Origin of the sequence: Brucella sp. JSBI001, assembly GCF_026014005.1 — a bacterium.
Lineage (GTDB): Bacteria > Pseudomonadota > Alphaproteobacteria > Rhizobiales > Rhizobiaceae > Brucella > Brucella anthropi.
Genome location: NZ_CP110339.1, coordinates 1,975,592 through 1,999,437 on the forward strand (window position 1 = coordinate 1,975,592; position 23,846 = coordinate 1,999,437).

Below are 23,846 nucleotides of genomic sequence, written 5' to 3' on the forward strand. Positions count from 1 at the left end.
CCGGTTTCCTTACGCATTCACAGGCAGTTTGAGTTCACGCGCCAGAACCTCCAGCGTGTCACCGAGAATGGCGGTGATTTCGCCGACCTGTTCGCGGCTCACAATCATCGGCGGGCAAACGAGGAAATGGTCGCCCTCGACACCGCCGCGCGTGCGACGCGAATAGATGATGAGCCCGCGTTCATAGGCGAGATCGACCATGCGCTGATGGGCGTTCAGTTCCTTCGGCAGCGGCTTCATGGTTTCGGGGTCAGAAACGAATTCTGCCGCCAGCAGCAGGCCTTTGCCGCGCACGTCGCCGATGAAGGGGAAGCGTTTCGCAAGCCCCTCCAGTTCGCCCTTCAGTGCATCGCCCATGCGAGCGGCGTTGCCAACCAGATCGAGACGATCAATCTCCTGCAATACGGCCTTGCCCGCCGCACAGGCCAATGGATTGCCGGCATAGGTGAAGCCGTGCAGGAAGCCACCTGCATCCAGAACCGGCTGGACGATGCGGGCCGGCGCCGCCATGGCGCCAAGCGGGCAATAGCCGGAAGCAAAGCCCTTGGAAAGCGCTATAAGGTCGGGTTTGCAGTTCCAGTGATCGCCGCCGAGAAACTTGCCGGTGCGCCCGGCACCGCTCATCACCTCGTCGTGGATCAGAAGGATGCCATAACGGTCGCAGATTTCGCGGATGCGCGGATAATAGCTGTCGGGCGCAACCAGCGCGCCGGTGGATGCCCCACCGATCGGCTCCATGATGAAGGCAAGCACGCTTTCAGGACCTTCTTCCTGAATCTTCTCCTCCAGCATGTCGGCATATTTCTGCCCGCGCTGTTCCATCGTGAGATTATCGCGGTCGAGATAAGCGGTCGGAGCCGGGACTTTCGGCATTTCGCGCATGATAGGCGCGAAGGGCTCGCTCAATGCCGCGTAGCCGGTGACAGCCAGCGCGCCAAGCGTGCCCCCGTGATAGGACGGAAAGCGCGAAATCACTTTCCAGCGCTTGCCCTGCCCGGTCGCGACCGCCCATTGACGGGCGAGCTTGATGCAGGATTCGACGGCTTCCGACCCACCGGAAACGAAGAAAATCTTGTCCAGCCCCTCCGGCATACGCTCGGCGGCCATGCGTGCCAGATCTTCCGCCGGTTCGTTTTCAAAGTGCAGGCGATAGGCGAAGGTCACGCGGTCCATCTGCTCTTTCATGGCATCGAGCACGTTGCGATTGCCATGGCCGATATTGACCACCATCGCGCCGCTCGACCCGTCGATGACACGGCGTCCGTCCTGATCCCAGATATAGATGCCTTCGGCACGATCCACCAGCGGCCTGCGCAGGCGTGACTGGTAAAAAAGATGCGATGCCGGGCGTTCGTTCTGTGCTTTTGTGTTGAGCATGGCGTTACTCTGTCAGCGCTTGAGATATTGGTTGAGAACATTGGCGGTCACACGCTCGACCATGCGGTCGCCGCGTTTGAGAGCCGCTACCCACTCGCAGCTTCCGGCGTGGAAGACCTCGCCCTTGCCGCGTGGGAAATTGACGATCATGCCGCAGCCGCGCTTGATGCGTTCGACGGCTGTATCACCATTGTCGCCGATCAGCGTATCGGCAACGAATTTGGCATCGGCATCGGAGAGGAACTGGTCGTCGGCTGGAATATCCGCACTCTCCTCCTTGAGAGACGACATGCCGAGCGCCAGAATCTGCAATCCATCGGGAGCGTCACTGCCCTCCTCCGGCTCCGGCAATCCTCCCCGGATCACATAGTCGAGCCCGTCAACCTCATAGCCGAAGGCATGGCCTTCCGCGCCCAGAAGATCACCGTAATAGATGCCGGTTCCTGCAAAGGCCCAATGCTCGGGGCGATAGACGGGGAAACCGCGCACGCCGCGCGGTGCGCAGCCGCCCCAGCCGACATAAAGCCCGCGCAAAGCGTTGAGGCCGAAAGTTTCAGCGGCAGGCCGTCCCGTTTCAGTCGCTTCCCAGCACCCGCTGGTGCGGCGGGGATCGGCGGAGCGATAAACCGGGTCTTCGGCGCGGGCACGATATTTATAGCAGGTCTGGCGCTTGCCATTGTCCTCAAGCCGTGTCTGCCACATGAAATTGCCTGCAAAACGGGCCGCACGACCGCCGCCATCGACATAATTATCGACGGTATCACGCATTTCCCACGTCCAGTATTCGTCGTGACCGACAAAGGCAACGCAGTCATAACCCTCGAGGATTTCCGGCGAGAAATGCAGCTCATGCTGGCTGGCAAGATCGACCGCATAGCCTTCCCGCTCGGCCCAGCGGAAGAATAGGCTGTCATAACTTGCCCAGCCGGAAGAGGTATATTTCTTGGAATAGCCGTTGGCATAGGCCCATTCCATATGCGGATAGCGCGGCGGCGCGGCAGGCGGCGTCACAATTTCCAGCGGAACACGAGGCGCATCGGACGGCAGGACAACAAAGCCACGGCAGAACGGGCGCTCGATGCTCACCGTCGTCGCATATTGATCGCCATTCGGCCCGGTGATGCCCTGATAATGGTTGGAGCCGCCCCAGGTATTATAGGCCGTCCATGTGCCGGTTGCAGCCACCTGCAGGATACGACCCGGCTTACGGCCCGCTGCGGGTCGTAGAATGAACAGGTGATGGCAATGGATCGGCTGACCGTCATTGCCATGCGCCTTCAACATGATGCGATAAGCGCCGGAAGGCCAGTTCTCATCCGTCTTGAAGGCGAATGTCGTTTCCCATCCGCAACCGACGACCGAACATTGCGCCGGTGTTTCCTGCCATTTGCAGTCGATCCCGCGTTTGGAGAAGACCGGCGTTTCCACCGCTCCATCCCGCACAATCTCGATATCGAAACGCGAGGCGGTTGCGCTCACCTGTAGATGAACCGTCGCACCCGGAAGATAGGAATAGGCGTCGGTATAGCACCAGATTTCGCCGCGAGGCCCGTCCATGCCAGGATATTCGTAATAATGGCCAAGCACGGCTTCACGCCGCTGGGCCGGGGTCAGCCCGAAATCGGGAAATTCGTTGAGGTGTCTCTCGCTCATTCTGATACCTCAGGCAGCCAGATATTTCTTGAGGAAGGAGCGGGTACGCTCCTGCACCGGATTGCTCAAAATCTGATCCGGCGGTCCCTCTTCCACCACCACGCCGCCATCCATGAACAGAATGCGGTCGGCAACCTCACCCGCAAAGCGCATCTCGTGCGTGACGATCAGCATCGTCATATGTTCGGCGGCAAGCTGCTTCATGACGGCATTGACTTCGTCCACCAGCTCGGGATCGAGCGCCGAAGTAGCCTCGTCGAACAGCATCACCTTCGGCTGCATGGCGAGCGCTCGCGCAATGGCCACGCGCTGCTTCTGACCGCCCGACAGGCGCGAAGGGTAGACGTCGATCTTGTCGGCAAGCCCCACCTTCGACAAAAGCTCCAGCGCCAGTGTGCGGGCCGCGTCCTTGCCCATGCCTTTCAGCTTGATCGGACCGAGCGTGATGTTTTCCAGCACCGTCAGATGCGGGAATAGATTGAAGTGCTGAAACACCATGCCCATCTGCTGACGCACCGCATTGATGTGCTTTTCAAATGCCTGTCCTGCCAGTGACTGGTTGACCTGCACGCCGTCGAGCCAGACTTCACCGCCATTCAGTGTTTCCAGGTGGTTGATCGAACGCAGAAGCGTGCTTTTGCCGGAACCGCTGGGACCGATGATCGCCACGATCTGGCCGCGCGCCACTGAAAGGTCGATGCCTTTCAGGACTTCCAGCGCGCCGTAAGCCTTGCGGGCATCCTTTACTTCGACCATCGGTTTTGCAGATTTGGAGCTGCTCATCGCGTGCCCTCCACTTTTCTTTCAATGCGCCGCAGGCCTGCCTCGAGGACGAGATTGACCACATAATAGATGGCCGCGACGGTGATATAGAATTCAAACGGGCTGAAGGTTTCGCTGATGGCAAGCTGGGCGCTGTGCACCAGTTCAGCAATGCCGATGATCGAAACCAGCGACGTGTCCTTCAGAAGAACGATCATGTTGTTGCCAATGGGCGGGATCGTGTTGCGGATCGCCTGCGGAATGACAACATAACGCAAAGCCTGACCGTGGCTGAAACCGATGGAACGGGCGCCTTCCATCTGGCCGGGATCGACAGCCACAATGCCTGCCCGGATGATGTCGGCATTATAGACCGCGAAATGCAGGCTAAGGCCGATAATGCCGGCGCCGAGGGCGGGAATATTGATGCCGATCTGAACCAGTCCGAAATAGATCAGGAACAGTTGCAGCAGAAGCGGCGTTCCCATGAACAGCCACATGAAGAACCGTACCGGCCATGCAAGAATGGCAGGCGCATAAAGCACCACCAGCGCAAATGCGATCCCGAGCACGAAGCTTAAGGATGCGGAGGCGACGGTCAGAACCAGCGTCCACCAAAGGCCGGTCAGAAGCAGATCCGTATAGGGAGTGACGATGCTGAAATCGAGAGCTTGCATCCAGTCCTCCCTCACTGCGCCGCGAAGCGCTTGTCGAGGAGATCGACCCCGCGCGCCACGATATAGATGATGATCATGTAGAGAACGGCTGCAACGCCGAAAATCTCGAACGGTTTGTAGGTCGAACCGATGAAACGCTGCGCCGTATAAGTCAGCTCAACCACCGAAATGGTCGAGACCAGCGCCGAACCCTTCAAAAGGGCAATAGCGTTGACGCCCAGTGGACGGATCATGAGGCGAGCGGCCTGCGGCAGCACGACGAACCGCATGGTCTGGCCACGCCCGAAGCCGATGGAGCGCGCGGCTTCGCTCTGGCCGCGATCGACGCTCTGGATCGCTCCACGGATCGATTCCGACATATAGGCGCCGATGTTCAGCCCAAGTCCGATAACGCCAGCAGCAAACGGTTCCAGATTGATGCCGATCTGCGGACCGCCGAAATAGAGAATGAAGAGCTGCACAAGGCAAGGCGTGCCGCGAAAGACACTGACATAGGCAGCTGCAAGTCCCCGCAAAATAGGGGAGCGGGACAGGCGGCCCGCCACGAGTATTGCAGCCACCGCAAGGCCCAGGATCAGGGCCAGCGCGGAAATTTGCACAGTTACCCATGCCGCCTCCAGAAAGAACGGGAGGACGCGCTGCATCAACGCAAAATCCATCGGAAAACTCCGGTCAATCGGTTCTCAACCGGCCCGGACATGTGCCGGGCCGGGATGACGACATATCAGCGAATGTCGCTGCCGACCCATTGCATCGAGATCTTCTCGTAGGTGCCATCGGCCATGATCTCGTCGAGAGCTTTCTGCATCGCTGCCTTCAGCTCGGGATTGTTCTTGCGAATGGCGATACCGATTGCAACGCTGCCGCCTTCAATGTCCGGCGTATCGAGCTTGCGGACTTTCTGTCCGGTTTCCTTGATCGCCACCATGACCGGGATGTTGTCGACGACAATGGCGTCGACACGACCCGAATTCAGTTCAAGCATCAGTTCCGGCAGACCCTTATAGGTGCGAATGGTCCAGCCACCCAGTTCACGCGCCCACTTCTCATGGGTTTCACCAAGCGTCACGCCCAGTGTCTTGCCCTTGAGATCGTCGAGCTTCTGAACAGCGGAATCTTCCTTCACGAAAACCGCGCGGCCCGCGTGATAATATGGTCCCACGAAGTCCACTGCCTTCTCGCGTTCCGGCGTGATCGTCATGGAGCCGACCACCGTATCGAACTTGCCCGCCCGTAGACCGGCAACGATACCGTCCCAGGCCGTGGTGATGAGCTGCGGCTTCAGCTGCATGCGCTCGGCAATCGCCGAACCGATGGAGGCATCGAAACCCACGACTTCGTTCTTCTCATTGACGAAATTGAACGGCGGGTACTGGCCGCTCATGGCGATCTTCAGTTCGCCCGATGCCTTGATCTTTTCAAGATCATCCGCCAGTGCGGGTGCAACCGCAAAAACTGCGTTGGCGGCAATCGCAGCAGCGGCAATGAAACCCGTGAATTTGTTAAACATGCTGTTCCCGACTTCCTCTTGTTTGTTTTTCTTGAGGCTATTTGATGCCTCCCAATTTTCATGATTGCTTTTATGGATACATTTCGCAAATAGATAATGGGAATGGATTGCATAGATTTCATGAATGGATAAAGCCATGTCGCTGCACCGCCCCGAGCGCCTTGTCTGGGATCTGGACTGGAACCTTCTGCGCAGTTTCGTGGTGATTGCTGAAGTGAAAAGCATCACCCGCGCTGCGGAACGGCTCAATCTCAAGCAACCAAGTGTGAGCAATGCGCTGCGCCGGCTGGAAGACCGCATCGGCCAGCGACTGGTGGAGCGTGACGCCACCCATTTTGAGCTGACCGAAGTCGGCAAACTGCTCTATGAACAGAGCATCGAAGTCTTCGGCGCTATTTCGCAACTGCCGCAGCTTGTGCGTGGGGTCGGTGACGATGTCACCGGCCATGTCACCATATCGGTGGCCAGTCACATTGTTTCGCCGATCTTCGACCGGGCACTTGGGCTTTTTCATGAACAGCATCCGCGAGCGACGCTGACAATCAATGTTTCCGCCAGCACCGAAGTTGCTCGACTGGTTCGAGAGAAGCGCGCTTCTTTCGGTCTTGGGCTGGTGAGCAATCGTGATCCGGCGCTCGACTACACCATGGTCTATCGTGAATTCTTCGGCTTTTTCTGCGGGCCCCGGCACCGGATGTTCGGCCAGTCCGGACTGACGCTTGCCGATCTGAAGGGAGAACCGTCGGTTTCATTCCAGACCGACCACATTGCTGACGCGCTGCGCCCGGTAGCTCTGCTGCGCAGTGAGGCGCGGCTTTCACCGGATGTCGTCGGCACCTCGTCGAGCCTTGAAGAAGTGCGCCGGATGATCATTACCGGCCTTGGCATCGGTCCGCTTCCGCTGCACGTGGCGCGACGCGAGATTGATGACGGCCTTCTCTGGCGTTTGCCGCCTTACGACAACCCGCCCGCCATCGATGTTTTCCTGATCCACAATCCGGAAACCAATCTCAACAAGGCCGAGAAAGCCATGCTGGCCGGATTGAGGGGATTGATCGCTTCCACACCGCTGGAAAACCGTATTTACGGAGATTGACGAGCGGGCCTTACCCGCTCGTCCCTATCTAGCTACTCTGCCGCTTCTGCTGCGCACAGCGCGTCGCATTCGGCTGCTTCCCGCGTGCCGGACAGGCTGACTTGACCAAGCGCGACGGTTGCAACCGCGCTCAGGCTGGCGACAACAGAAACCCAGAAGCCGTTTGCTGCACCGAAATTGTCGACCACCCAACCGGAAACGAACGCACCAAACGCCATTCCGATGCCGATGCCGGTCATGACCCAGGTAATGCCTTCCGTCAGCATCGTCTCAGGCACGCGGCGTTCGATAAGGCCGAAGGCCGTGATGAATGTCGGAGAAATCGCAACGCCGCTGACGAACACCGCCACGGCAAGAAGCGTGGTCGATGTGCCCGCGAAGGGTAATGGCAAGGCAGTCAGTGCCAGCACGCTGACGGCAATCATCAACTGGCGCTGCAGGGGCATACGAAGCGACAATGCACCGAGCGTTATCCCCACAAGAAACGAACCGATGGCATAGACACCGATCACAAGGCTGGCCGCACCGGGCTGACCAAGCTCGCTTGTGATCGCTACAGCACTGACTTCGGCTGTCGCAAAGGTCGAGCCGACGAAGATAAGTGCCAGCGTGATGATCTGAACGGGACGCGACCAGATAGCGGAACGTTGCGGGCTGTCTTGATCGAGCGCACGAACCGGCGGTTCACTGGAACGCTGCAGGAGGAAGGCGATCGTGCCCACGGCCAGAAAAGCCGTGCTGATCAGCATCCCCGCTTCGGGGAACAGGGACACCGCCAGCGCCACGGAAAGGGACGCGCCTGAAATATAGACCAGTTCATCCGCCGCCGACTCGAACGCGAAAGCGGTGTTCAGTTCGGGGCGGTTGCGGAAAATTTCCGTCCATCTTGCCCGGACCATTGCCGGGATACTGGGCATGGCACCGGCAAAAAATGCCGAGACGAACAATGTCCAGTTTGCCCAGCCCTGATTTGTCGCTACGAGCAGAAAGACGAAGGCTATCACCGAAACGATTGTGGCAGGCATGACGATGCGGCTTTGTCCGTAACGGTCGACAAGGCGTGAAATCTGCGGCGATATGAATGCATTCGTGAGCGCGAAGGTGGCAGACACGGCGCCAGCCAGCCAATATTCGCCGTGCGTCTGCGCAAGCATGGCCACGATGCCGACAGGGGCCATCGCGATGGGAAGACGGGCGAAGAAGGCCGCCGCCGAAAAGCCGATAGCGCCTGGAGCGCTGAAAATTTCTCTATATGGATTGGACATCGGAGTGGGTCCTTGAAAGGGAAAATTACTACACTTGCATACGGTCCGTATGTTAATTAAATAATTGATACGCGGCGTATGTCAACTAATATACGCAGCGTATGCAAATAAAAGGAACTATGATGCGTAAACCGCGAAGCGAAATGATTGCTGAAACGAGGACGAAGCTGTTGGCTGCGGGCCGCAAGGCTTTTGGAAACGTTGGTTATGCCGAAGCTTCGATGGATGATTTTACCGCCTCCGCCGGATTGACACGCGGCGCGCTCTATCATCATTTCGGTGACAAGAAGGGCCTTCTGCAGGCCGTGATCAACGAAATTGATTGCGAGATGGCCGCGAGATTGTGCATGATTTCTGCCAAAGCGCCCGACCGCTGGCAGGGGTTTGTCGAAGAGAATACGGCTTATATCGAGATGGCGCTCGAACCGGAAATCCAGCGGATCATGTTTCGCGACGGGCCGGCGGTTTTCGGCGATCCGTCCAGTTGGCCGAGTGCCAACGGCTGTATTCGCACGATCACCACAGGTCTCGACGCCCTACGAAAAGATGGTGTCATTGTTGATATTGACCCGGAAGCCGCCGCGCGGCTGATCAATGCGGCGAGCAGTGCTGCGGCACAATGGATTGCCAATTCAGACGATCCGGAAACCACATCGAAGAGGGCGGTCAAGGCGTTCCGGACGTTTCTGGAAGGTCTGCTGATCCGGCAGGAAAAGTGAAAGTCAGTCCCTGACCCTTTCGCGAATAGCTGCAACCAGTCTTTCGGGGTCAATCGGCTTGTGCAGCAGCAGATAGCCGCTGGCAGATGCCTCGCGAAGTCTTTCCGGCGAGGTATCGCCTGTCAGGATGATCACCGGCAAGGCCCGCTTCAGCAGAGCGAATATTTCGCCCGCAGCTTCTGTTCCGGTCGTCTGGCCTTGCAACCGATAATCCACGATCAACAGATCTGGCTCCCCAGCCACTTCAGATGTCTGATAGGATCGATAGGCCGCCGCCGCAGTCGGCCCGGCATGAACCCTATGTCCAAGCACCGAAAGCAACCCGCAAAGCGCATCCAGAACGGCAGGCTCGTCATCGATGACTATGATATTGCGGATACCTCCCTGCGCAGTTGACGATGTTGTCCGCTCTCCCACCTTTTCGGCGCGGGGCACCGTTACAGAAAACAACGATCCCTTCCCGAACCCTGAGACAAGCCGGATTGGATGGCGCAAAAGTGCCGCCGTTCGTTTGATGATCGACAGTCCAAGCCCTAGTCCCTTGTCGCGATTGCGCTCGAAATTATCGAGCTGCACGAATTCCTCGAAAATGAGACCATGCTTTTCTTGTGGAATTCCGATGCCTGTGTCGAGCACCTGAATTTCGATTTCACGGCCCCGGTGCCGACAGCCGACCAGGATGCGCCCCTGATCGGTATATTTGATTGCGTTGGAAAGGAGATTGGCGAGAATCTGCTTCAAAAGCGTGGGATCGCTGTCACAGGAAAGCGAAGTCGGCACGATACGAAGGTGGAGCTTCTTTTCAGCCGCTTCACTTGCGAATTCATGCTGCACTTCTTCAAAAATCCGGTTGATCGAAACCGCCTGCCTGTTGGGCACGACGAGCTGTGCATCCAGTCGTGAAACATCGAGCAGCGCATTGAGGAGGTCGCTCAGGCTGCCCACGACGCGCTTGATATTATCCGAAATCTGTCGCGCTGCAGTTGCGGCAACCGTCTCCCTGGACGCAAGTGCGGCAAGTGTGGAGTTAAACAGCCCCAGCGCATGGACCGGCTGGCGCAAATCATGGCTTGCCGCAGCGAGAAATCGCGTCTTCGCCTGATCGGCCGCCGAAGCCCTGTCTCTTTCGCTTCTCAGTTCGTCCACAAGCGCCGAGTTTTCGAAACGCAGACGAATGGTTTCCCAGAGATCGCGATAGGTCACCCGACAGTGCTGGAGATTGATCGCCACCAGACACACGATGAGAAAGAGATAGGCATTATAAACACCACCACCCGCCTGCAGGCAGAAGATCGTTACCGGCAGCACTGTGGTGAACAGTGAGCCAATCACGGAGGGCGGGAAAGCCGAGCCCGTAGGAACCGAGCCACAGGCAAGCCCGGTCATGACAATGATCGAGAAAGCGAGGAGATGTGGTTCGCCGGACATGAAGCCGATCCAGCCGAGCATGCCCCAGTTCAGCCCGGACAACCAGGAAAAACCTGCAGCCAGCCAGGCCCATCGGTCGGAATTGAGGATCGGTTGTTTCCGACGAAAGAAGGCCCGCGTCACGAATACCCGGATAATGGACAGAAGGTAGACCGAAGCTGCCCAGGTCCAAAGCCACCAGTCTGGAACTTTGCCCCAGAAAACGATGAATGCGGGCACCGGCACCAACAGGTTTGTCAGGAGGACACCCGCTGAATGCTTGTAGAGCATGCCGGTCAGTTCCTCACGGATTCTGGTTTCATCGAGTTTCCGCGGCGTATCGACGGAGCTATTTATTTGTGCGGGATGGATCGTCATGTGATATTGAAGCCGGATTGTTGCCGCGGGGGAAGTTCATGTCCCGAACTTACAGAGTCGTACTTGCCGATGACCATAGTGTTGTCCGGGAAGGTCTGAAGATGCTTTTATCAACGATAGAAGACACTTCAATCGTGGGAGAAGCAAGGGATTACGGCACACTGTTACTTGAGCTGAAGCGATGCCCTTGCGATCTACTTGTTCTGGACCTCGGAATGCCAGGATTTCTGGGCTATGCATTCATCGAAGAAATCCGAACGGCTTACCCCCGATTAAACATCATCATATTGTCAGCCAGTTCCGACCGGCAGTCCATCGAAAAGGCACTCGAAGCCGGAGCGGATCTGTACCTCACCAAGAACGGCAATCCCGACGAACTGGTAGCTGCAGTCCGCTCGTTACGCAATGCAAAACTGGACGGTGTCCCAGCCACGATTTCCCATCACCCAGAGAAACACCCTGCAGGTAATCCGCTTCCCGCCGTCGAACTGCCGATGTCTGTCGCCCTGACCCGCAGAGAAATGCAGTTTCTGGCGCTGATTCCGCGTGGCAGCACGACAAGGGAGATTGCGGAGCGGCTGGGCATCAGCGTTCCCACTGCGAGAAAACACCGTGAGAACCTGATGCGCAAGCTTGGGAAGCACAACAGTGCCGAACTGACCGCCTATGCGGTTCGCCTCGGCCTGCCGGTGGAATAGCACCTTTCGAAATACGACATCTGCCGTATTGTTTGTGCGGCAGTCCTCCAACTATCGTTCGTGGTGACCATGTGGGCGCATACCAGCCCACGCATTTGGAGGACGATATGAAGACGACTTTGATTTCTGCGGCAGCGTTTGCAATGCTCGTAACAGGAGCTTTTGCTGCGACGCCGACCACCAGCAAAACCGAAAGCCAACCGGCAGCCTCGCAGGATCATGCAGGTTCCATGCGTCTGGCCGTAGGCCCCAACCGCTATTTTTTGCCATCCATCTCTTCCGGTCGGCGCGGCGCGTTCGGCTGATATTGCCCAATATCAAGTTGCGCGGGGGCTATGCGATCTGGTCCAGAGGTCGTGAAGATGAAAGGGCGGCATATGCCGCCCTTTCATTACGTTTGTACTCTGGTTCAGCGGGCTGATCTCAGCCCGACACAATCGACGTAAAGTCGGACATGCCCGCGAAGCGCGCGGCACGGACCTTGCCATATTTACTCTTGTCGACGACCAGATGTTTTTCAACAGCGCGCTGCATGGCCATCTGCTTGATTGGCACTTCATGAAAGTGCGAGCAGGTGATACCGTGCTGCTCATCGACACCGCCAGCCGACAGAAATGCCTTGTTGATGTTGACGCGCTTCAGGACGTCGATCCCCTCATCTCCTGAAAATGACGCCGCTTCCGGGTGATAGAGCCCACCGAGAACGATAAGCCGCACATCGCTGCGCTGCGACAGGATTTCCGCTATATTGAGAGCGTAGCAGACAACCGTAATGTGCTGGTTCTGCGGGATGCGGTGAGCAAGGTGTGGCATCGTCGTGCCGCAATCAATGAAAACCGTATCATAGGGTTCGATCAACGCTGCGGCTGCGGCACAAGCCTGTGCTTTGGCATTGGCGTGGCTGTCTTTTTCAAAATCAAAGACATAATCGCCATTCATACCGTCCTGTGTGGGAATAATGTAACCACCCAAACAATTCAGCATCCCGCCGTCACTGCCGATATCTCGGCGGATCGTCATTTCAGAAACGCCAAGACGCGCTGCCGCATCGCGCAGGCGAAGCACACCAGCTTCATCGACCAACGCCGCCAGCTCGGCAATCCGCTCTTCCTTACGGCTGATTCTGCTCACGCTGTCCCCATTCTTCCGGTCCGATCACCCCGTTTATACGTCCGTCACATTTCACGCAACGCGATCATCCGATCTTGACAGGCTGAACATAAATGTGAAACGATCCAAACATAATGATCGGATTGTAACATTATAATTCGCATTGTTGGGAGGATATGACAACAGGGTATTGCACGCCTCGAACAGAATTCCATTCTTCGAGGACGTCAGACAGGCGGGAAACCAGATTGAATTTTCGCCCGGCCGGGAAGCCGGGCATGGAGGAAAACGCCGACGCACTCACCGTTCCTGAGATGCGTCAGCGTAGCAACAATTGTGTTGTCTGAACCATCAAGGGCAGGCGACCAAAGAATTCCCAGGGAGGAAACACCGGTGAAAAAATTTCTAGCATCCGTGGCGATTGCCATGTCCGTGGCCATTCCGCACGCTTTTGCAGAAGGCGTCGTTGATACGTCGAAGATCAACAAGGAACTGATCACCACTGCCAATGACAAGAAGTACACCATTGCGACAGTCGTGAAGGTCGATGGCATTGCCTGGTTCGACCGTATGCGTGACGGCGTCGACCAGTTCAAGGCAGATACCGGCAATGACGTCTGGATGGTCGGTCCAAGCCAGGCGGATGCCGCGGCACAGGTCCAGATCGTCGAGAACCTGATCGCGCAGGGCGTTGACGCCATCGCCATCGTGCCGTTCTCGGTCGAAGCCGTTGAACCGGTTCTGAAGAAGGCACGTGAACGTGGCATCGTGGTCATCAGCCACGAAGCATCCAACATCCAGAACGTCGATTACGACATTGAAGCCTTCGACAACAAGGCCTATGGCGCCAACCTCATGAAGGAACTCGGCAAGTCGATGGGCGGCAAGGGGAAGTATGTCACGACCGTCGGCAGCCTGACCTCGAAGTCGCAGATGGAATGGATCGACGGTGCAGTCGAATACCAGAAGGCCAACTTCCCGGAAATGTCAGAAGCAACTGGCCGTCTCGAAACCTATGACGATGCCAACACCGACTATAACAAGCTCAAGGAGGCGATGACCGCCTATCCGGACATCAAGGGTATTCTTGGTGCGCCAATGCCGACCTCTGCCGGTGCCGGACGCCTGATCGCCGAAGGCGGCCTCAAGGGCAAGGTCTTCTTCGCAGGTACGGGTCTCGTTTCGGTGGCTGGTGAATATCTGAAGAACGACGACGTCCAGTACATCCAGTTCTGGGACCCTGCCGTTGCAGGCTATGCCATGAACATGCTGGCCGTCGCAGCGCTTGAGAAGAAGAACGACCAGATCAAGGCCGGTCTCAATCTCGGTCTGCCGGGCTATGAAAGCCTGTTGGCACCGGACGCTGCCAAGCCAAACCTGCTCTATGGTGCAGGCTGGGTCGGTGTGACCAAGGAAAACATGGATAAGTACGACTTCTAATATCCATGGATGTTCGATGGGAGGAGCTTCACGCCCCTCCCATCCGGCAAATTGCATTCCAGCCTTGCACGAGGCCCCTCATGAGTGAAAACCTGATTGAACTGCGCCATATCGGAAAACGCTTCGGTGGTGTCAGGGCACTGGACGACGTTTCCTTTGCCATAAAGCCCGGCGAAATCCACTGCCTCGCGGGCGAAAACGGCTCCGGCAAATCCACTATCATCAAGGTCATGTCGGGCGTCTATACGCCGGAAGATGGTGAGATAGTGATCGACGGAAAATCAGTCGGCAAGCTCGACCCGGTCAAGTCGGTTCATCACGGCATTCAGGTGATCTATCAGGACTTCTCGCTGTTCGGAAACCTGACCGTTGCCGAAAATCTGGCAATCAATACCTTTCTCATCGAAGGCCGCAAAGGCGTCGACTGGAAGCGCGTGCGCGAACTGGCGCAAAAGGCGCTGGAACGGCTCGGCGTCAGCATCGACCTCGATGCAGATGTGGACAGCCTGCCAACATCGGGCAAGCAGATCGTGGCGATTGCGCGCGCCGTCATGGCTGACGCCCGCCTCATCATCATGGATGAACCGACCACCGCGCTGACGCGGCATGAAGTCGATGCGTTGTTCAAGATCGTACGCGATATCCAGGCACAGGGCATCGCCGTGCTTTTCGTCAGCCACAAGATGCGCGAGATGCTGGAAATCAGCGAAAGGCTGACTGTCTTCCGCAATGGCAAGAAGGTTGCTGAAGGCCCGATTTCCGATTTCGATGAACCGTCGATCACCCGCGCGATGACCGGTCAGGAACTCACATCGGGCCATTATCACTGGACCCCGCGTGAAGGCGCTTCGGCCAATCCGACCCTCGAAATCACGAATCTTTCTGTTCCAGGCTCGGTGGAAAATGCCAGCCTCATTCTCAGTGCGGGCGAGATCGTCGGCATATCCGGGCTGATCGGCTCAGGCCGTACGGAACTGGCACTGGCACTCTTCGGCATGAAGCCGGATTTCACCGGCACTGTTCGTATCGATGGCAAGCAAGTCCATCCGAAAACAGTTCAGGAAGGGATTGCCTGCGGCGTCGCCTATGTGCCGGAAGACCGCCTGACGGAAGGCCTGTTCCTGACGCAATCGATCGAGCGCAACATCATCGTCACATCGATTGAGAAATTCGTGCGTGGCCTCTTCATCGACCGCAAGAAAGCTGGCACCACGACGCGCGACATGTTTTCGGCGATGCATATCGTTGCCCCCGGTCCGCATACGCCGGTCAATCACCTGTCAGGCGGCAATGCCCAGCGTGTGGTGCTGGCACGTTGGCTTTTGACAGGCGCGAAAGTGCTGATCCTCAACGGGCCGACTGTCGGTGTCGATGTCGGCTCCAAGGCGCAGATCCACAATATCATCCGCAAGCTTGCCCGTGATGAAGGTCTCGCCGTCCTGATGATTTCCGACGATGTGCCCGAGCTGGTGCAGAACTGCAATCGTGTGCTGGTGATGCATCGCGGACGTTTCGTCGACGAACTTTCCGGTGAAAGCATGACCGAAGATGCCGTCAATGACCGGCTCAAGACGCTGAATTGAGGAACCGGCACATGAAGTTTTTTCGCAGTACCGAATTCATCATTGCCTGCGTGTTATTCGCGGCGATGGTCATTATCGGCCTCATCAATCCGGCTTTCTGGTCGCTGGACAATATCTTCGGCCTTCTGCGCTCCAATGTCGTCATCGGCATCATGGCGCTTGGCGTTCTGCTGGTGATGATTTCCGGCGGCATCGACGTATCGTTTACTGCTTTCGCCATCGCGGCCATGTATCTGACCGTTCGCGCCATGGTCTATCTCGGCTATGACGGCGTGTTCATTCCGTTCGTGGCGGCGACACTGATCGGCCTGCTGCTCGGCGCGTTCAATGGCTTCATCATCCATCGCTTCAAGATGATCCCGCTGATCGTGACGCTCGGCACCGGTTCCATCGTACGCGGACTGGTGCTTGGTCTGGTGGGTACAAGCACCGTCAACATCAACAAGATGCCGAAGGAACTGATCGAGTTTGGCAAGACAGATGTTGTTTCGCTGACCAATGCCGCCGGAACCGCCTTTAGCCTGACCGCGATGTTCCTCGTCTATCTGGCGCTGGCGCTGCTGATCCACCTGATCCTCAATTATACGATGATCGGGCGCAGTGTTTACGCCTATGGCGGCTCGCCGGAAGCGGCAAAGCGCGTCGGCTTCAACACACGCCGCACGATCTTCTTCGTCTATTGCGTGGCCGGAGCGCTCGCAGGTTTCGCGGGCCTTCTGCATTCTTCGATGATCTGGCTTGCCAATCCACGCGATTTCGTCGGGCTTGAACTAGACGTGATCGCAGCCGTGGTTCTGGGTGGCGCGTCGATCTTCGGCGGACGCGGCACGGTTCTTGGAACGCTGATGGGCGTCTTCATGCTCGTCATGGTCAAGAACTCGCTCATCATCATGAAGGTGGACACCACATGGCAGCGCGTCGTTGTCGGCCTCATCATCATCATCGCCACAGCCATCACCGCATGGCGTGACCGCAAAAGCATCGCCTGAGGGGAGAACGCAACATGAAACAGTCCTTTGACATGCGCCGCATCCTTGGCGGAGACAACAACATCATCCAGCTCATTGTGATCACGGTGCTTGTTTTCGCGTTGATGACCTGGATGAATCCGGACAAGTTCCTGCGCTATTACAACTTTGAATCCATCAGCTACATCATGCCGGAGCTGGGCATCCTCTCCGTAGCTATGATGATTGCCATGCTGACGGGAGGCATTGACCTTTCGGTTGTTGGTATCGCCAACCTGGCGGGCATCATCGCTGGCGTCTATTTCCATTCTTCCATGGTGCAGGCAGCGCAGACGTCCGGTTCCGGCATGCTGTTCTACACCATCATTGGCATATTGCTGGCAGTGCTGATCGGGCTGGTATCGGGACTGGTCAACGGCCTGCTGATAGCCAAGCTCCGCATCACGCCAATCCTGGCAACACTCGGCACCGGACAGGTGTTGATGGGGCTTGCTCTGGTTCTGACAGGCGGTCCGGCCATCGTCGGTTTTCCCGACGCATGGAACTGGGTCGGCAACGGCAAGCTGTTCGGCGTCGCCACGCCTTTCCTGCTCTTCATCGCGGTGTGCATTGTCGTGGCAATTCTCCTGACACGCACGACGCTCGGTATCAATCTCATGCTGATCGGCACCAATCCGCGTGCTGCGGTCTTTGCCGGTATCCGCAAGGATCGCATGGTGCTCTATTCCTACATGCTCACTGGTGTACTTGCTTCCATAGCCGGGATCATCCTTTCGGGCCGCACCAATGCCGCCAAGTCGGACTATGGCGCATCCTATCTGCTGCAGGCGGTACTGATCGCCGTTCTCGGCGGCACCAATCCGGCGGGTGGAAAGGGGCGTGTTCTGGGCGTCGCCATCGCGCTGATTGCTCTGATGCTGCTTTCCTCCGGCTTCCAGATGATGCGGTTCTCCAACCACCTCATCGATTTCATCTGGGGCGCTTTCCTTATTCTCGTCATCGCGATCAACGCGTCGCGCAATCAGGGCAGGTGATCCCATATGCAGGACATCGAATTTCATCTTCGCCGTCAGGATTTTGTCCAACAGCCGCATGTCATCGCCAATACCTATAGCCTCAGCGTGACCGCCTTTCGCTATCCAAGTGGCATCGAGGCGCTGCTGGTCGAGAATGAACGCGGCAACATCATTGTTCTCCCGTTCATGGGGCAGATGATCTGGGGCGCGGAGTTTGACGGCGTTGATCTGACCATGGGCAACAGCTTCTCCATGCCGCGTCCGGCAACCACGATCGTCGAGACCTATGGCTGCTTTGCGTTCCATAGCGGCATCCTGCGCAATGGCTGTCCTTCGCCTCAGGACAATCATCTTCTGCATGGCGAAATGGCCTGCGCGAAGATGGACAAGGCCGGTCTTCTCTTCGGCCATGACGAGCGCGGCGCCTTTGTCGAAATCACCGGTGAATATGAATATGTGATGGGCTTCGGCGCGCATTATCTGGCACGGCCAAGCGTGCGGCTTCATGCTGATGAGACACTGTTCGACATCACTATGGATGTCGAGAACCTTTCATCCGCTCCGATGGAGCTGATGTATATGTGCCACGTCAATTTCGCCTATGCGGAAGCTGCGCGGATCCTCCAGCCGGTGCCCTATACGCCGGATCACGTGCAGGTGCGAACAGCCGTTCCCGGCCACGTTACGCCCAATGATGACTACCTGTCGCTGATCGACGAACTGTCCACCGATCCAGCCGCGATGGAAGTGCTGGACGAGCCGGAGCGCTACGATCCCGAGCAGGTCTTCTATATTCGCGGACTGCCGAAAGATGCCGAAGGCAACACGCATCTGATGATGCAGCTTCCCGAGGGCGACGCGTTTGGCATTTCCTACCCGACCGAAATCTTCCCAAAAACCGTGCGCTGGATCCTCGTGAACGGGGATGCACAGGTTGCAGCCTTTGCCCTGCCCTCGACCTGCGAGCCGGAAGGCTATCTGGCGGAAAAGGCCAAGAACAATATTCAGGTGCTGGCATCAGGTGAGCGCGCCGTTTTCCCCGTGCGTGTCGGCTATCTCGATACAGCCGCCGCCGAACAGTTTGAAGCCACGATGAAGGCACTCTGAAATTTCAAAGGAACATCTCATGACCAGAAAGATCGGAGTAGTCGGCTCCAACATGGTGGATCTCATCACCTATGTGAACCGTATGCCCGGCCCTGGCGAAACGCTGGAAGCCCCGACATTTGAAATCGGCTGTGGTGGCAAAGGCGCCAATCAGGCCGTCGCTGCTGCACGCCTTGGCGCAGATGTGATGATGGTCACCCGTGTAGGCGACGATATTTTTGCCGACAATACCATCCGCAACCTGAACGAGTTCGGCGTCGATACGCGCCATGTGTGCAAGGTTCCCGGCAAGTCGAGCGGCGTAGCACCCATCTTCGTCGAGCCATCGGGTGAAAACTCGATCCTGATCGTCAAGGGCGCCAATGCCGACCTTCTGCCTGCCGAAGTCGACAAGGCTGCAGACGATCTGAAAGCGTGCAGCCTCATCCTGATGCAGATGGAAGTTCCGGTTCAGACAGTCTACCACACCATCGCTTTCGCCGCGGAAAACGGCATCGAAACCATTTTGAACCCTGCGCCTGCCGCTGCAGATCTTGATCCCGAGTTGATCCGGCAGGTGACCTTTCTCGTGCCGAACGAGAGCGAGTTGGCGATCCTCTCCGGCCAGCCGACCGGCACGGACGATGAAATCGTCACCGCAGCGCGTTCACTCATCGCGCGCGGCATCCGCACCGTCATCGTCACGCTCGGCGGACGCGGTGCGCGCATGATTACGGCAAGCGAAATCGTCAATATTCCACCTGTCAAGGTCACGCCGAAAGATACCACCGGCGCAGGCGATGCCTTTATCGGCTCCTTTGCCCGCTTCTATGCCGGGACCGGCGATGTGGAAGCCTCGCTTCGCAAGGCCGCTCTTTATGCGGCCCATTCCATCACCCGGCCGGGCACGCAGAAAGCCTATGCCAGCCAGGAAGAATTCGAAACGTTCTGCCGCGATCACGCCCCTTCGACCGAACGCGCCTGATCGCACTTGAACGTAATTGAACCCACGAACGGACAATGAAATGACCGAAGCCCTCCCCCGCAATAACGGGACACCGCTCAAGCCGGAATGGTTTGAGGATGTATCCGTCAATCGCAGTGCTTCCGAGCGCCGCGCTGCTACGATCAGCGCCCGCCGTTCGGTGAAAAAGGAATATCAGGCGGCGTGGCTCATCCGCGCCATTCAGTGCATAGACCTGACGACACTTGCAGGCGACGACACGGCAGGCCGCGTGCGCAGGCTCTGCGCCAAGGCACGCCGCCCGGTGCGCGAGGATATTCTGGAAGCGCTCGGCCTTGCAGATGCGGGCATCACCACAGGCGCGGTCTGCGTTTATCCCACCATGGTGCCCCATGCCGTGAAGGCGCTTGAAGGTTCCGGCATTCCGGTTGCCTCGGTGGCGACGGGCTTTCCCGCCGGGCTGATGCCGCTGCCGCTCCGTCTTGCTGAAATCACCTATGCCGTCGAACAGGGCGCGCATGAAATCGACATCGTGATTACGCGCGAGCATGTGCTGACACAGAACTGGTCGGCCCTCTACGATGAGATTGCTGCCATGCGCGAAGTCTGCGGGGATGCACATATGAAGGCAATCCTTGCCACCGGGGATCTCAATACGCTGACCAATGTTTATCGCGCCTCGATGGTGGCGATGCAGGCAGGCTCCGATTTCATCAAAACCTCAACCGGCAAGGAAGATGTGAACGCGACCCTGCCGGTGAGCCTGACCATGGTGCGGGCACTACGCGATTATGGGGAGCTTTCCGGCCGAAGTGTCGGCTTCAAACCTGCAGGCGGCCTCAAGACCGCCAAGGATGCACTCGCCTGGCTCACACTGATGAAGGAAGAACTCGGCAATCGCTGGCTGGAGCCCGATCTGTTCCGCATCGGCGCATCGTCGATGCTTGGCGATATCGAACGGCAATTGGAGCACTTCGTGACCGGGCGCTACTCCGCCGCCAACCGTCACGCTGCTGCGTAAGGAAAATTGAAATGCGACCCATCAAGGACATCCTGAAGACCATGGAATATGGACCTTCCCCCGAAGCAAACGGCGATGTGAACCTGTGGCTGGAACAGCATGGCCGTTCTTTCGGCCACTATATCAACGGGACCTTTGTCAAACCGGAAGGCCGCAAGGCAATTGCGGTTGCCAATCCGGCCAATGGTGACAAGCTTGCTGAAATCATCTGCGGCAATGCGGAAGATGTCGATCAGGCGGTGAAAGCCGCCCGCACCGCTTTCGGCAAATGGTCCAAACTTTCGGGCTATGAGCGCGCCAAATATCTCTATGCCATCGCGCGCCATATTCAGAAGCGCGAGCGTTTTCTAGCCGTGTTGGAAAGCATGGATAACGGCAAGCCGATCCGCGAAACCCGTGACATCGACATTCCGCTCGCCGCCCGTCACTTCTATCACCATGCAGGCTGGGCCGAGATGGTGGAAGATGAATTTAAGGGCTTTTCGCCCGTTGGCGTCTGCGGTCAGGTCATTCCGTGGAATTTCCCGCTTCTCATGCTTGCCTGGAAGATCGCGCCAGCTTTGGCCGCCGGTAATACAGTTGTTCTGAAGCCTGCCGATCTGACGCCGCTTTCGGCCATTGCCTTTGCCAAAATCTGCCATGAAGTCGGCCTGCCCGCCGGTGTCGTCAACATCGTGCAAGGCGATGGCACCACTGGCGCGGAAATCTGCGGTCATGACGGCGTGGACAAGGTGGCCTTCACCGGTTCGACACAGGTTGGCCGCATCATCCGCGAGCAGATGGCCGGATCGGGCAAGAAGCTGTCACTGGAACTAGGCGGAAAATCGCCGTTCATCGTCTTTGAAGATGCCGATCTCGATGCCGCAGTCGAAGGCGTGGTCGATGCCATCTGGTTCAATCAGGGCGAAGTCTGTTGCGCCGGGTCGCGCCTGCTCGTGCAGGAAGGCATTGCCGACCGCTTCTATGCCAAGCTCAGAAAGCGCCTTGAAAACTTGCGCGTCGGCGATCCGCTCGACAAATCCACCGATGTCGGCGCCATTGTTTCACCCGGACAGGTGAAACGCATTTCCGATCTCATCCGGAAAGGCATCGAGGAAGGCGGCGAGCTTTGGCAGACACCGAACCCGCTGCCCGCAAAAGGCAATTATATCGCCCCCGGCTTCTTCACCGATGTGGATCAGGCTTCAACCGTTTGTCAGGTGGAAATTTTTGGGCCGATTGCGGCAGCAACAACCTTCCGCACGCCGGATGAAGCCGTCTCGCTCGCCAACAATACGCGCTACGGGCTCGCCGCGTCGATCTGGTCTGAAAACATCAATATCGCGCTTGATTTCGCCGCGCGGGTGAAGGCCGGTGTCGTCTGGATCAACTGCACCAACATGCTGGATGCGGGCGCAGGTTTTGGCGGCTATCGCGAAAGCGGGTTCGGTCGCGAGGGCGCGCGCGAAGGCATGTACGAATATTTCGTCTCCGATTGGGAGAAAGCACTCCCTCCGACCAGAGTTGCGGATGCCTTCGTGCCATCGGCTTCGCCTTCTGACGATGACAAGATCACCATCGACGGCATCGACCGCACGATGAAGAACTATATTGGCGGCAAGCAGTCCCGCCCGGATGGCGGCTACAGCTATTCGATCACTGGCAAGGGCGGTGCGGTCATTGGCCAGGCTGGCATCGGCAACCGGAAGGACATCCGTAATGCCGTGGAAGCTGCAAGCAAGGCCGGAAGCTGGGGCGCAGCCACGGCGCATAACCGGGCTCAGGTGCTCTATTATCTTGGCGAAAACCTCGATGCACGCCGCACGGATTTCGTGGCACGGCTGATCGAAAGCACGGGCGTCAGCGAGAAAAAGGCTGAAGAGGAATTTGAAACCTCACTGCGCCGCATTTTCTATTATGCCGCACAGGCCGACAAGTTTGACGGGGCGGTTCATTCCACCAAGTCGCGTCATGTGACACTGGCGATGAATGAACCGTGGGGCGTGATGGGCATCGTCTGCCCTGATGAAACGCCGCTTCTTTCGCTTGTGTCTCTGGTCTTGCCTGCAATCGCCATGGGCAACCGCACGGTGGTGGTGCCTTCAAGCCGTCACCCGCTGATCGCAAGTGATTTCTATCAGGTGCTCGACACATCCGACGTGCCGGGCGGCGTGGTCAATATCGTCACCGGTGAACGCGATCTTCTGACGAAGACACTTGCCGAACATGATGACGTTGCAGCGCTGTGGTATTTTGGTTCACGCGAAGGCAGCGCAATGGCCGAAAAGGCGTCAGCAGGCAATCTCAAGGCCACGTGGGTCAGCAATGGCCGCTTGCCGAACTGGTTCAACAAAACCGAAGGACAGGGCCGGGATTATCTGCGCCGTGCCATTCAGGTGAAAAACATCTGGGTGCCATACGGGGCATAGATCAGAACCAAAAGGCCCGCTTCGGCGGGCCTTTTGATGCAGGGTTTTCGCGCTTATTGCGGAACCCACAAAATAGTATCTGGATTGATCCCCAACAGCAGTGCCTGTGCGACTGCTAGCGCCTTTAGATCTCCGCTTGCCTCGGGCTCGCGCGAAAGTATCCAGAAATAGCTCCGCGTCGAACCGACAATGATCGACCACTGGTAATCGTCTTCATCGATATCCACGATATTATAGCCCCCGTAGAAGGGTCCGAAGAATGAAACTTTCAACGCACCTTCGTCGGCGGATCGCACAAAACTGGCGGTTCCTGTGGCTTGTGTCCAACGCGCTTTCCATGGATCGAAGCCGCGATTGACCACTTTGACAGTTTGATCGGGGTTCAGTGAATATTCCGCCGTCGTCCGCGTCAAACCGCGCTCGAAGCGGTTTTCAAGCCGCCCGATCTCGTACCACTTGCCGATATAACGCGTGAGATCGAAGGGTTTTACCGGCACGATACCCTTTGGAATCTGTGGCGAACTTACCCGCGTCAGCGCATATCCCACCGCCAATCCCGTCAGACCAAGAGCAAGTTTTCCAAATCTCATCGTCTTCCCTTCCTTTATCGCATGAAGGGACAAACCGATGTGATGACAATTGGTTCCGAACCCTGAAGGACGCAGGCTTCCCCAGCGTCATGCCACTGTCATGCAATCGGAATAGAAG

The 23,846-nt window shown here is 57.5% G+C and carries 22 protein-coding genes; 12 read left to right on the forward strand and 10 right to left on the reverse strand.

Annotated features, from left to right (window positions below):
- Nucleotides 1-9 precede the first annotated feature (9 nt).
- The 6 genes from LJ361_RS09320 to LJ361_RS09345 form a co-directional block, all read right to left on the reverse strand.
- Entirely contained in the window at nt 10-1,377 is a 1,368-nt protein-coding gene (locus LJ361_RS09320; protein WP_125300825.1) for an aspartate aminotransferase family protein, read from the reverse strand.
- A 12-nt stretch (nt 1,378-1,389) separates the two neighbouring features.
- Nucleotides 1,390-3,030: a N,N-dimethylformamidase beta subunit family domain-containing protein gene (locus LJ361_RS09325; protein ID WP_151614575.1), complete on the reverse strand. Its 1,641-nt coding sequence runs from the start codon at nt 3,028-3,030 to the stop codon at nt 1,390-1,392.
- A gap of 9 nt (nt 3,031-3,039) precedes the next feature.
- Entirely contained in the window at nt 3,040-3,786 is a 747-nt protein-coding gene (locus tag LJ361_RS09330) for an amino acid ABC transporter ATP-binding protein (RefSeq protein ID WP_209419077.1), read from the reverse strand.
- 23 nt (nt 3,787-3,809) lie between these two features.
- On the reverse strand, nt 3,810-4,469 hold the full coding sequence (locus tag LJ361_RS09335) for an amino acid ABC transporter permease (protein ID WP_094515014.1): 660 nt from the start codon (nt 4,467-4,469) through the stop codon (nt 3,810-3,812).
- Between the two features lie 11 nt (nt 4,470-4,480).
- A complete protein-coding gene (locus tag LJ361_RS09340; protein WP_010660809.1) occupies nt 4,481-5,128 on the reverse strand; it encodes an amino acid ABC transporter permease in 648 nt (215 codons plus the stop codon).
- 65 nt (nt 5,129-5,193) lie between these two features.
- Nucleotides 5,194-5,979, reverse strand: a complete 786-nt coding sequence (locus LJ361_RS09345; RefSeq protein ID WP_209418664.1) for an ABC transporter substrate-binding protein — start codon at nt 5,977-5,979, stop codon at nt 5,194-5,196.
- A gap of 136 nt (nt 5,980-6,115) precedes the next feature.
- Between LJ361_RS09345 and LJ361_RS09350 the strand changes: the two genes are divergently transcribed.
- A complete protein-coding gene (locus LJ361_RS09350; RefSeq protein ID WP_036587095.1) occupies nt 6,116-7,075 on the forward strand; it encodes a LysR family transcriptional regulator in 960 nt (319 codons plus the stop codon).
- A gap of 32 nt (nt 7,076-7,107) precedes the next feature.
- Here LJ361_RS09350 and LJ361_RS09355 read toward each other — a convergent pair whose 3' ends face one another.
- Complete coding sequence (locus tag LJ361_RS09355) at nt 7,108-8,340, reverse strand: MFS transporter (RefSeq protein ID WP_036582445.1); 1,233 nt, start codon at nt 8,338-8,340, stop codon at nt 7,108-7,110.
- Nucleotides 8,341-8,462: 122 nt separating this feature from the next.
- Here LJ361_RS09355 and LJ361_RS09360 point away from each other — a divergent pair, with 122 nt between their 5' ends.
- Nucleotides 8,463-9,059, forward strand: coding sequence for a TetR/AcrR family transcriptional regulator (locus LJ361_RS09360; protein WP_010660805.1), 597 nt, complete (start codon nt 8,463-8,465; stop codon nt 9,057-9,059).
- Between the two features lie 3 nt (nt 9,060-9,062).
- On the opposite strand, the gene LJ361_RS09365 is transcribed toward LJ361_RS09360, so the two are convergent.
- Nucleotides 9,063-10,844, reverse strand: a complete 1,782-nt coding sequence (locus LJ361_RS09365) for a hybrid sensor histidine kinase/response regulator (protein ID WP_051517829.1) — start codon at nt 10,842-10,844, stop codon at nt 9,063-9,065.
- Between the two features lie 101 nt (nt 10,845-10,945).
- On the opposite strand from LJ361_RS09365, the gene LJ361_RS09370 reads away from it, so the two are divergent.
- Both LJ361_RS09370 and LJ361_RS09375 read left to right on the forward strand, forming a co-directional pair.
- Nucleotides 10,946-11,542, forward strand: coding sequence for a response regulator (locus LJ361_RS09370; protein ID WP_235924402.1), 597 nt, complete (start codon nt 10,946-10,948; stop codon nt 11,540-11,542).
- A gap of 107 nt (nt 11,543-11,649) precedes the next feature.
- A complete protein-coding gene (locus LJ361_RS09375; protein ID WP_010660802.1) occupies nt 11,650-11,847 on the forward strand; it encodes a hypothetical protein in 198 nt (65 codons plus the stop codon).
- 118 nt (nt 11,848-11,965) lie between these two features.
- Here LJ361_RS09375 and LJ361_RS09380 read toward each other — a convergent pair whose 3' ends face one another.
- Nucleotides 11,966-12,673, reverse strand: a complete 708-nt coding sequence (locus LJ361_RS09380; RefSeq protein WP_029376190.1) for a DeoR/GlpR family DNA-binding transcription regulator — start codon at nt 12,671-12,673, stop codon at nt 11,966-11,968.
- A 372-nt stretch (nt 12,674-13,045) separates the two neighbouring features.
- Between LJ361_RS09380 and LJ361_RS09385 the strand changes: the two genes are divergently transcribed.
- The 8 genes from LJ361_RS09385 to LJ361_RS09420 all read left to right on the forward strand — a co-directional run bounded on the left by LJ361_RS09385 (nt 13,046) and on the right by LJ361_RS09420 (nt 23,138).
- The gene (locus LJ361_RS09385; protein WP_010660800.1) at nt 13,046-14,092 is read left to right on the forward strand and encodes an autoinducer 2 ABC transporter substrate-binding protein; all 1,047 of its coding nucleotides are present in this window, start codon (nt 13,046-13,048) and stop codon (nt 14,090-14,092) included.
- An 80-nt stretch (nt 14,093-14,172) separates the two neighbouring features.
- Complete coding sequence (locus tag LJ361_RS09390; RefSeq protein ID WP_151614572.1) at nt 14,173-15,675, forward strand: sugar ABC transporter ATP-binding protein; 1,503 nt, start codon at nt 14,173-14,175, stop codon at nt 15,673-15,675.
- An 11-nt stretch (nt 15,676-15,686) separates the two neighbouring features.
- Nucleotides 15,687-16,664, forward strand: coding sequence for an ABC transporter permease (locus LJ361_RS09395; protein WP_010660798.1), 978 nt, complete (start codon nt 15,687-15,689; stop codon nt 16,662-16,664).
- 14 nt (nt 16,665-16,678) lie between these two features.
- A complete protein-coding gene (locus LJ361_RS09400; protein WP_010660797.1) occupies nt 16,679-17,677 on the forward strand; it encodes an ABC transporter permease in 999 nt (332 codons plus the stop codon).
- A gap of 6 nt (nt 17,678-17,683) precedes the next feature.
- Nucleotides 17,684-18,766: an aldose 1-epimerase family protein gene (locus LJ361_RS09405; protein ID WP_151614571.1), complete on the forward strand. Its 1,083-nt coding sequence runs from the start codon at nt 17,684-17,686 to the stop codon at nt 18,764-18,766.
- Between the two features lie 19 nt (nt 18,767-18,785).
- The gene (rbsK, locus tag LJ361_RS09410; protein ID WP_151614570.1) at nt 18,786-19,730 is read left to right on the forward strand and encodes a ribokinase; all 945 of its coding nucleotides are present in this window, start codon (nt 18,786-18,788) and stop codon (nt 19,728-19,730) included.
- Nucleotides 19,731-19,770: 40 nt separating this feature from the next.
- Complete coding sequence (gene deoC / locus LJ361_RS09415; protein ID WP_151614569.1) at nt 19,771-20,730, forward strand: deoxyribose-phosphate aldolase; 960 nt, start codon at nt 19,771-19,773, stop codon at nt 20,728-20,730.
- Between the two features lie 11 nt (nt 20,731-20,741).
- Nucleotides 20,742-23,138: an aldehyde dehydrogenase family protein gene (locus tag LJ361_RS09420; RefSeq protein ID WP_209418666.1), complete on the forward strand. Its 2,397-nt coding sequence runs from the start codon at nt 20,742-20,744 to the stop codon at nt 23,136-23,138.
- 53 nt (nt 23,139-23,191) lie between these two features.
- Here the strand turns inward: LJ361_RS09420 and LJ361_RS09425 are convergent, their stop codons facing one another.
- Nucleotides 23,192-23,728 (reverse strand): lipocalin family protein, encoded by a 537-nt coding sequence (locus LJ361_RS09425; protein WP_209418667.1) that lies wholly within the window; start codon nt 23,726-23,728, stop codon nt 23,192-23,194.
- Nucleotides 23,729-23,846 lie beyond the last annotated feature (118 nt).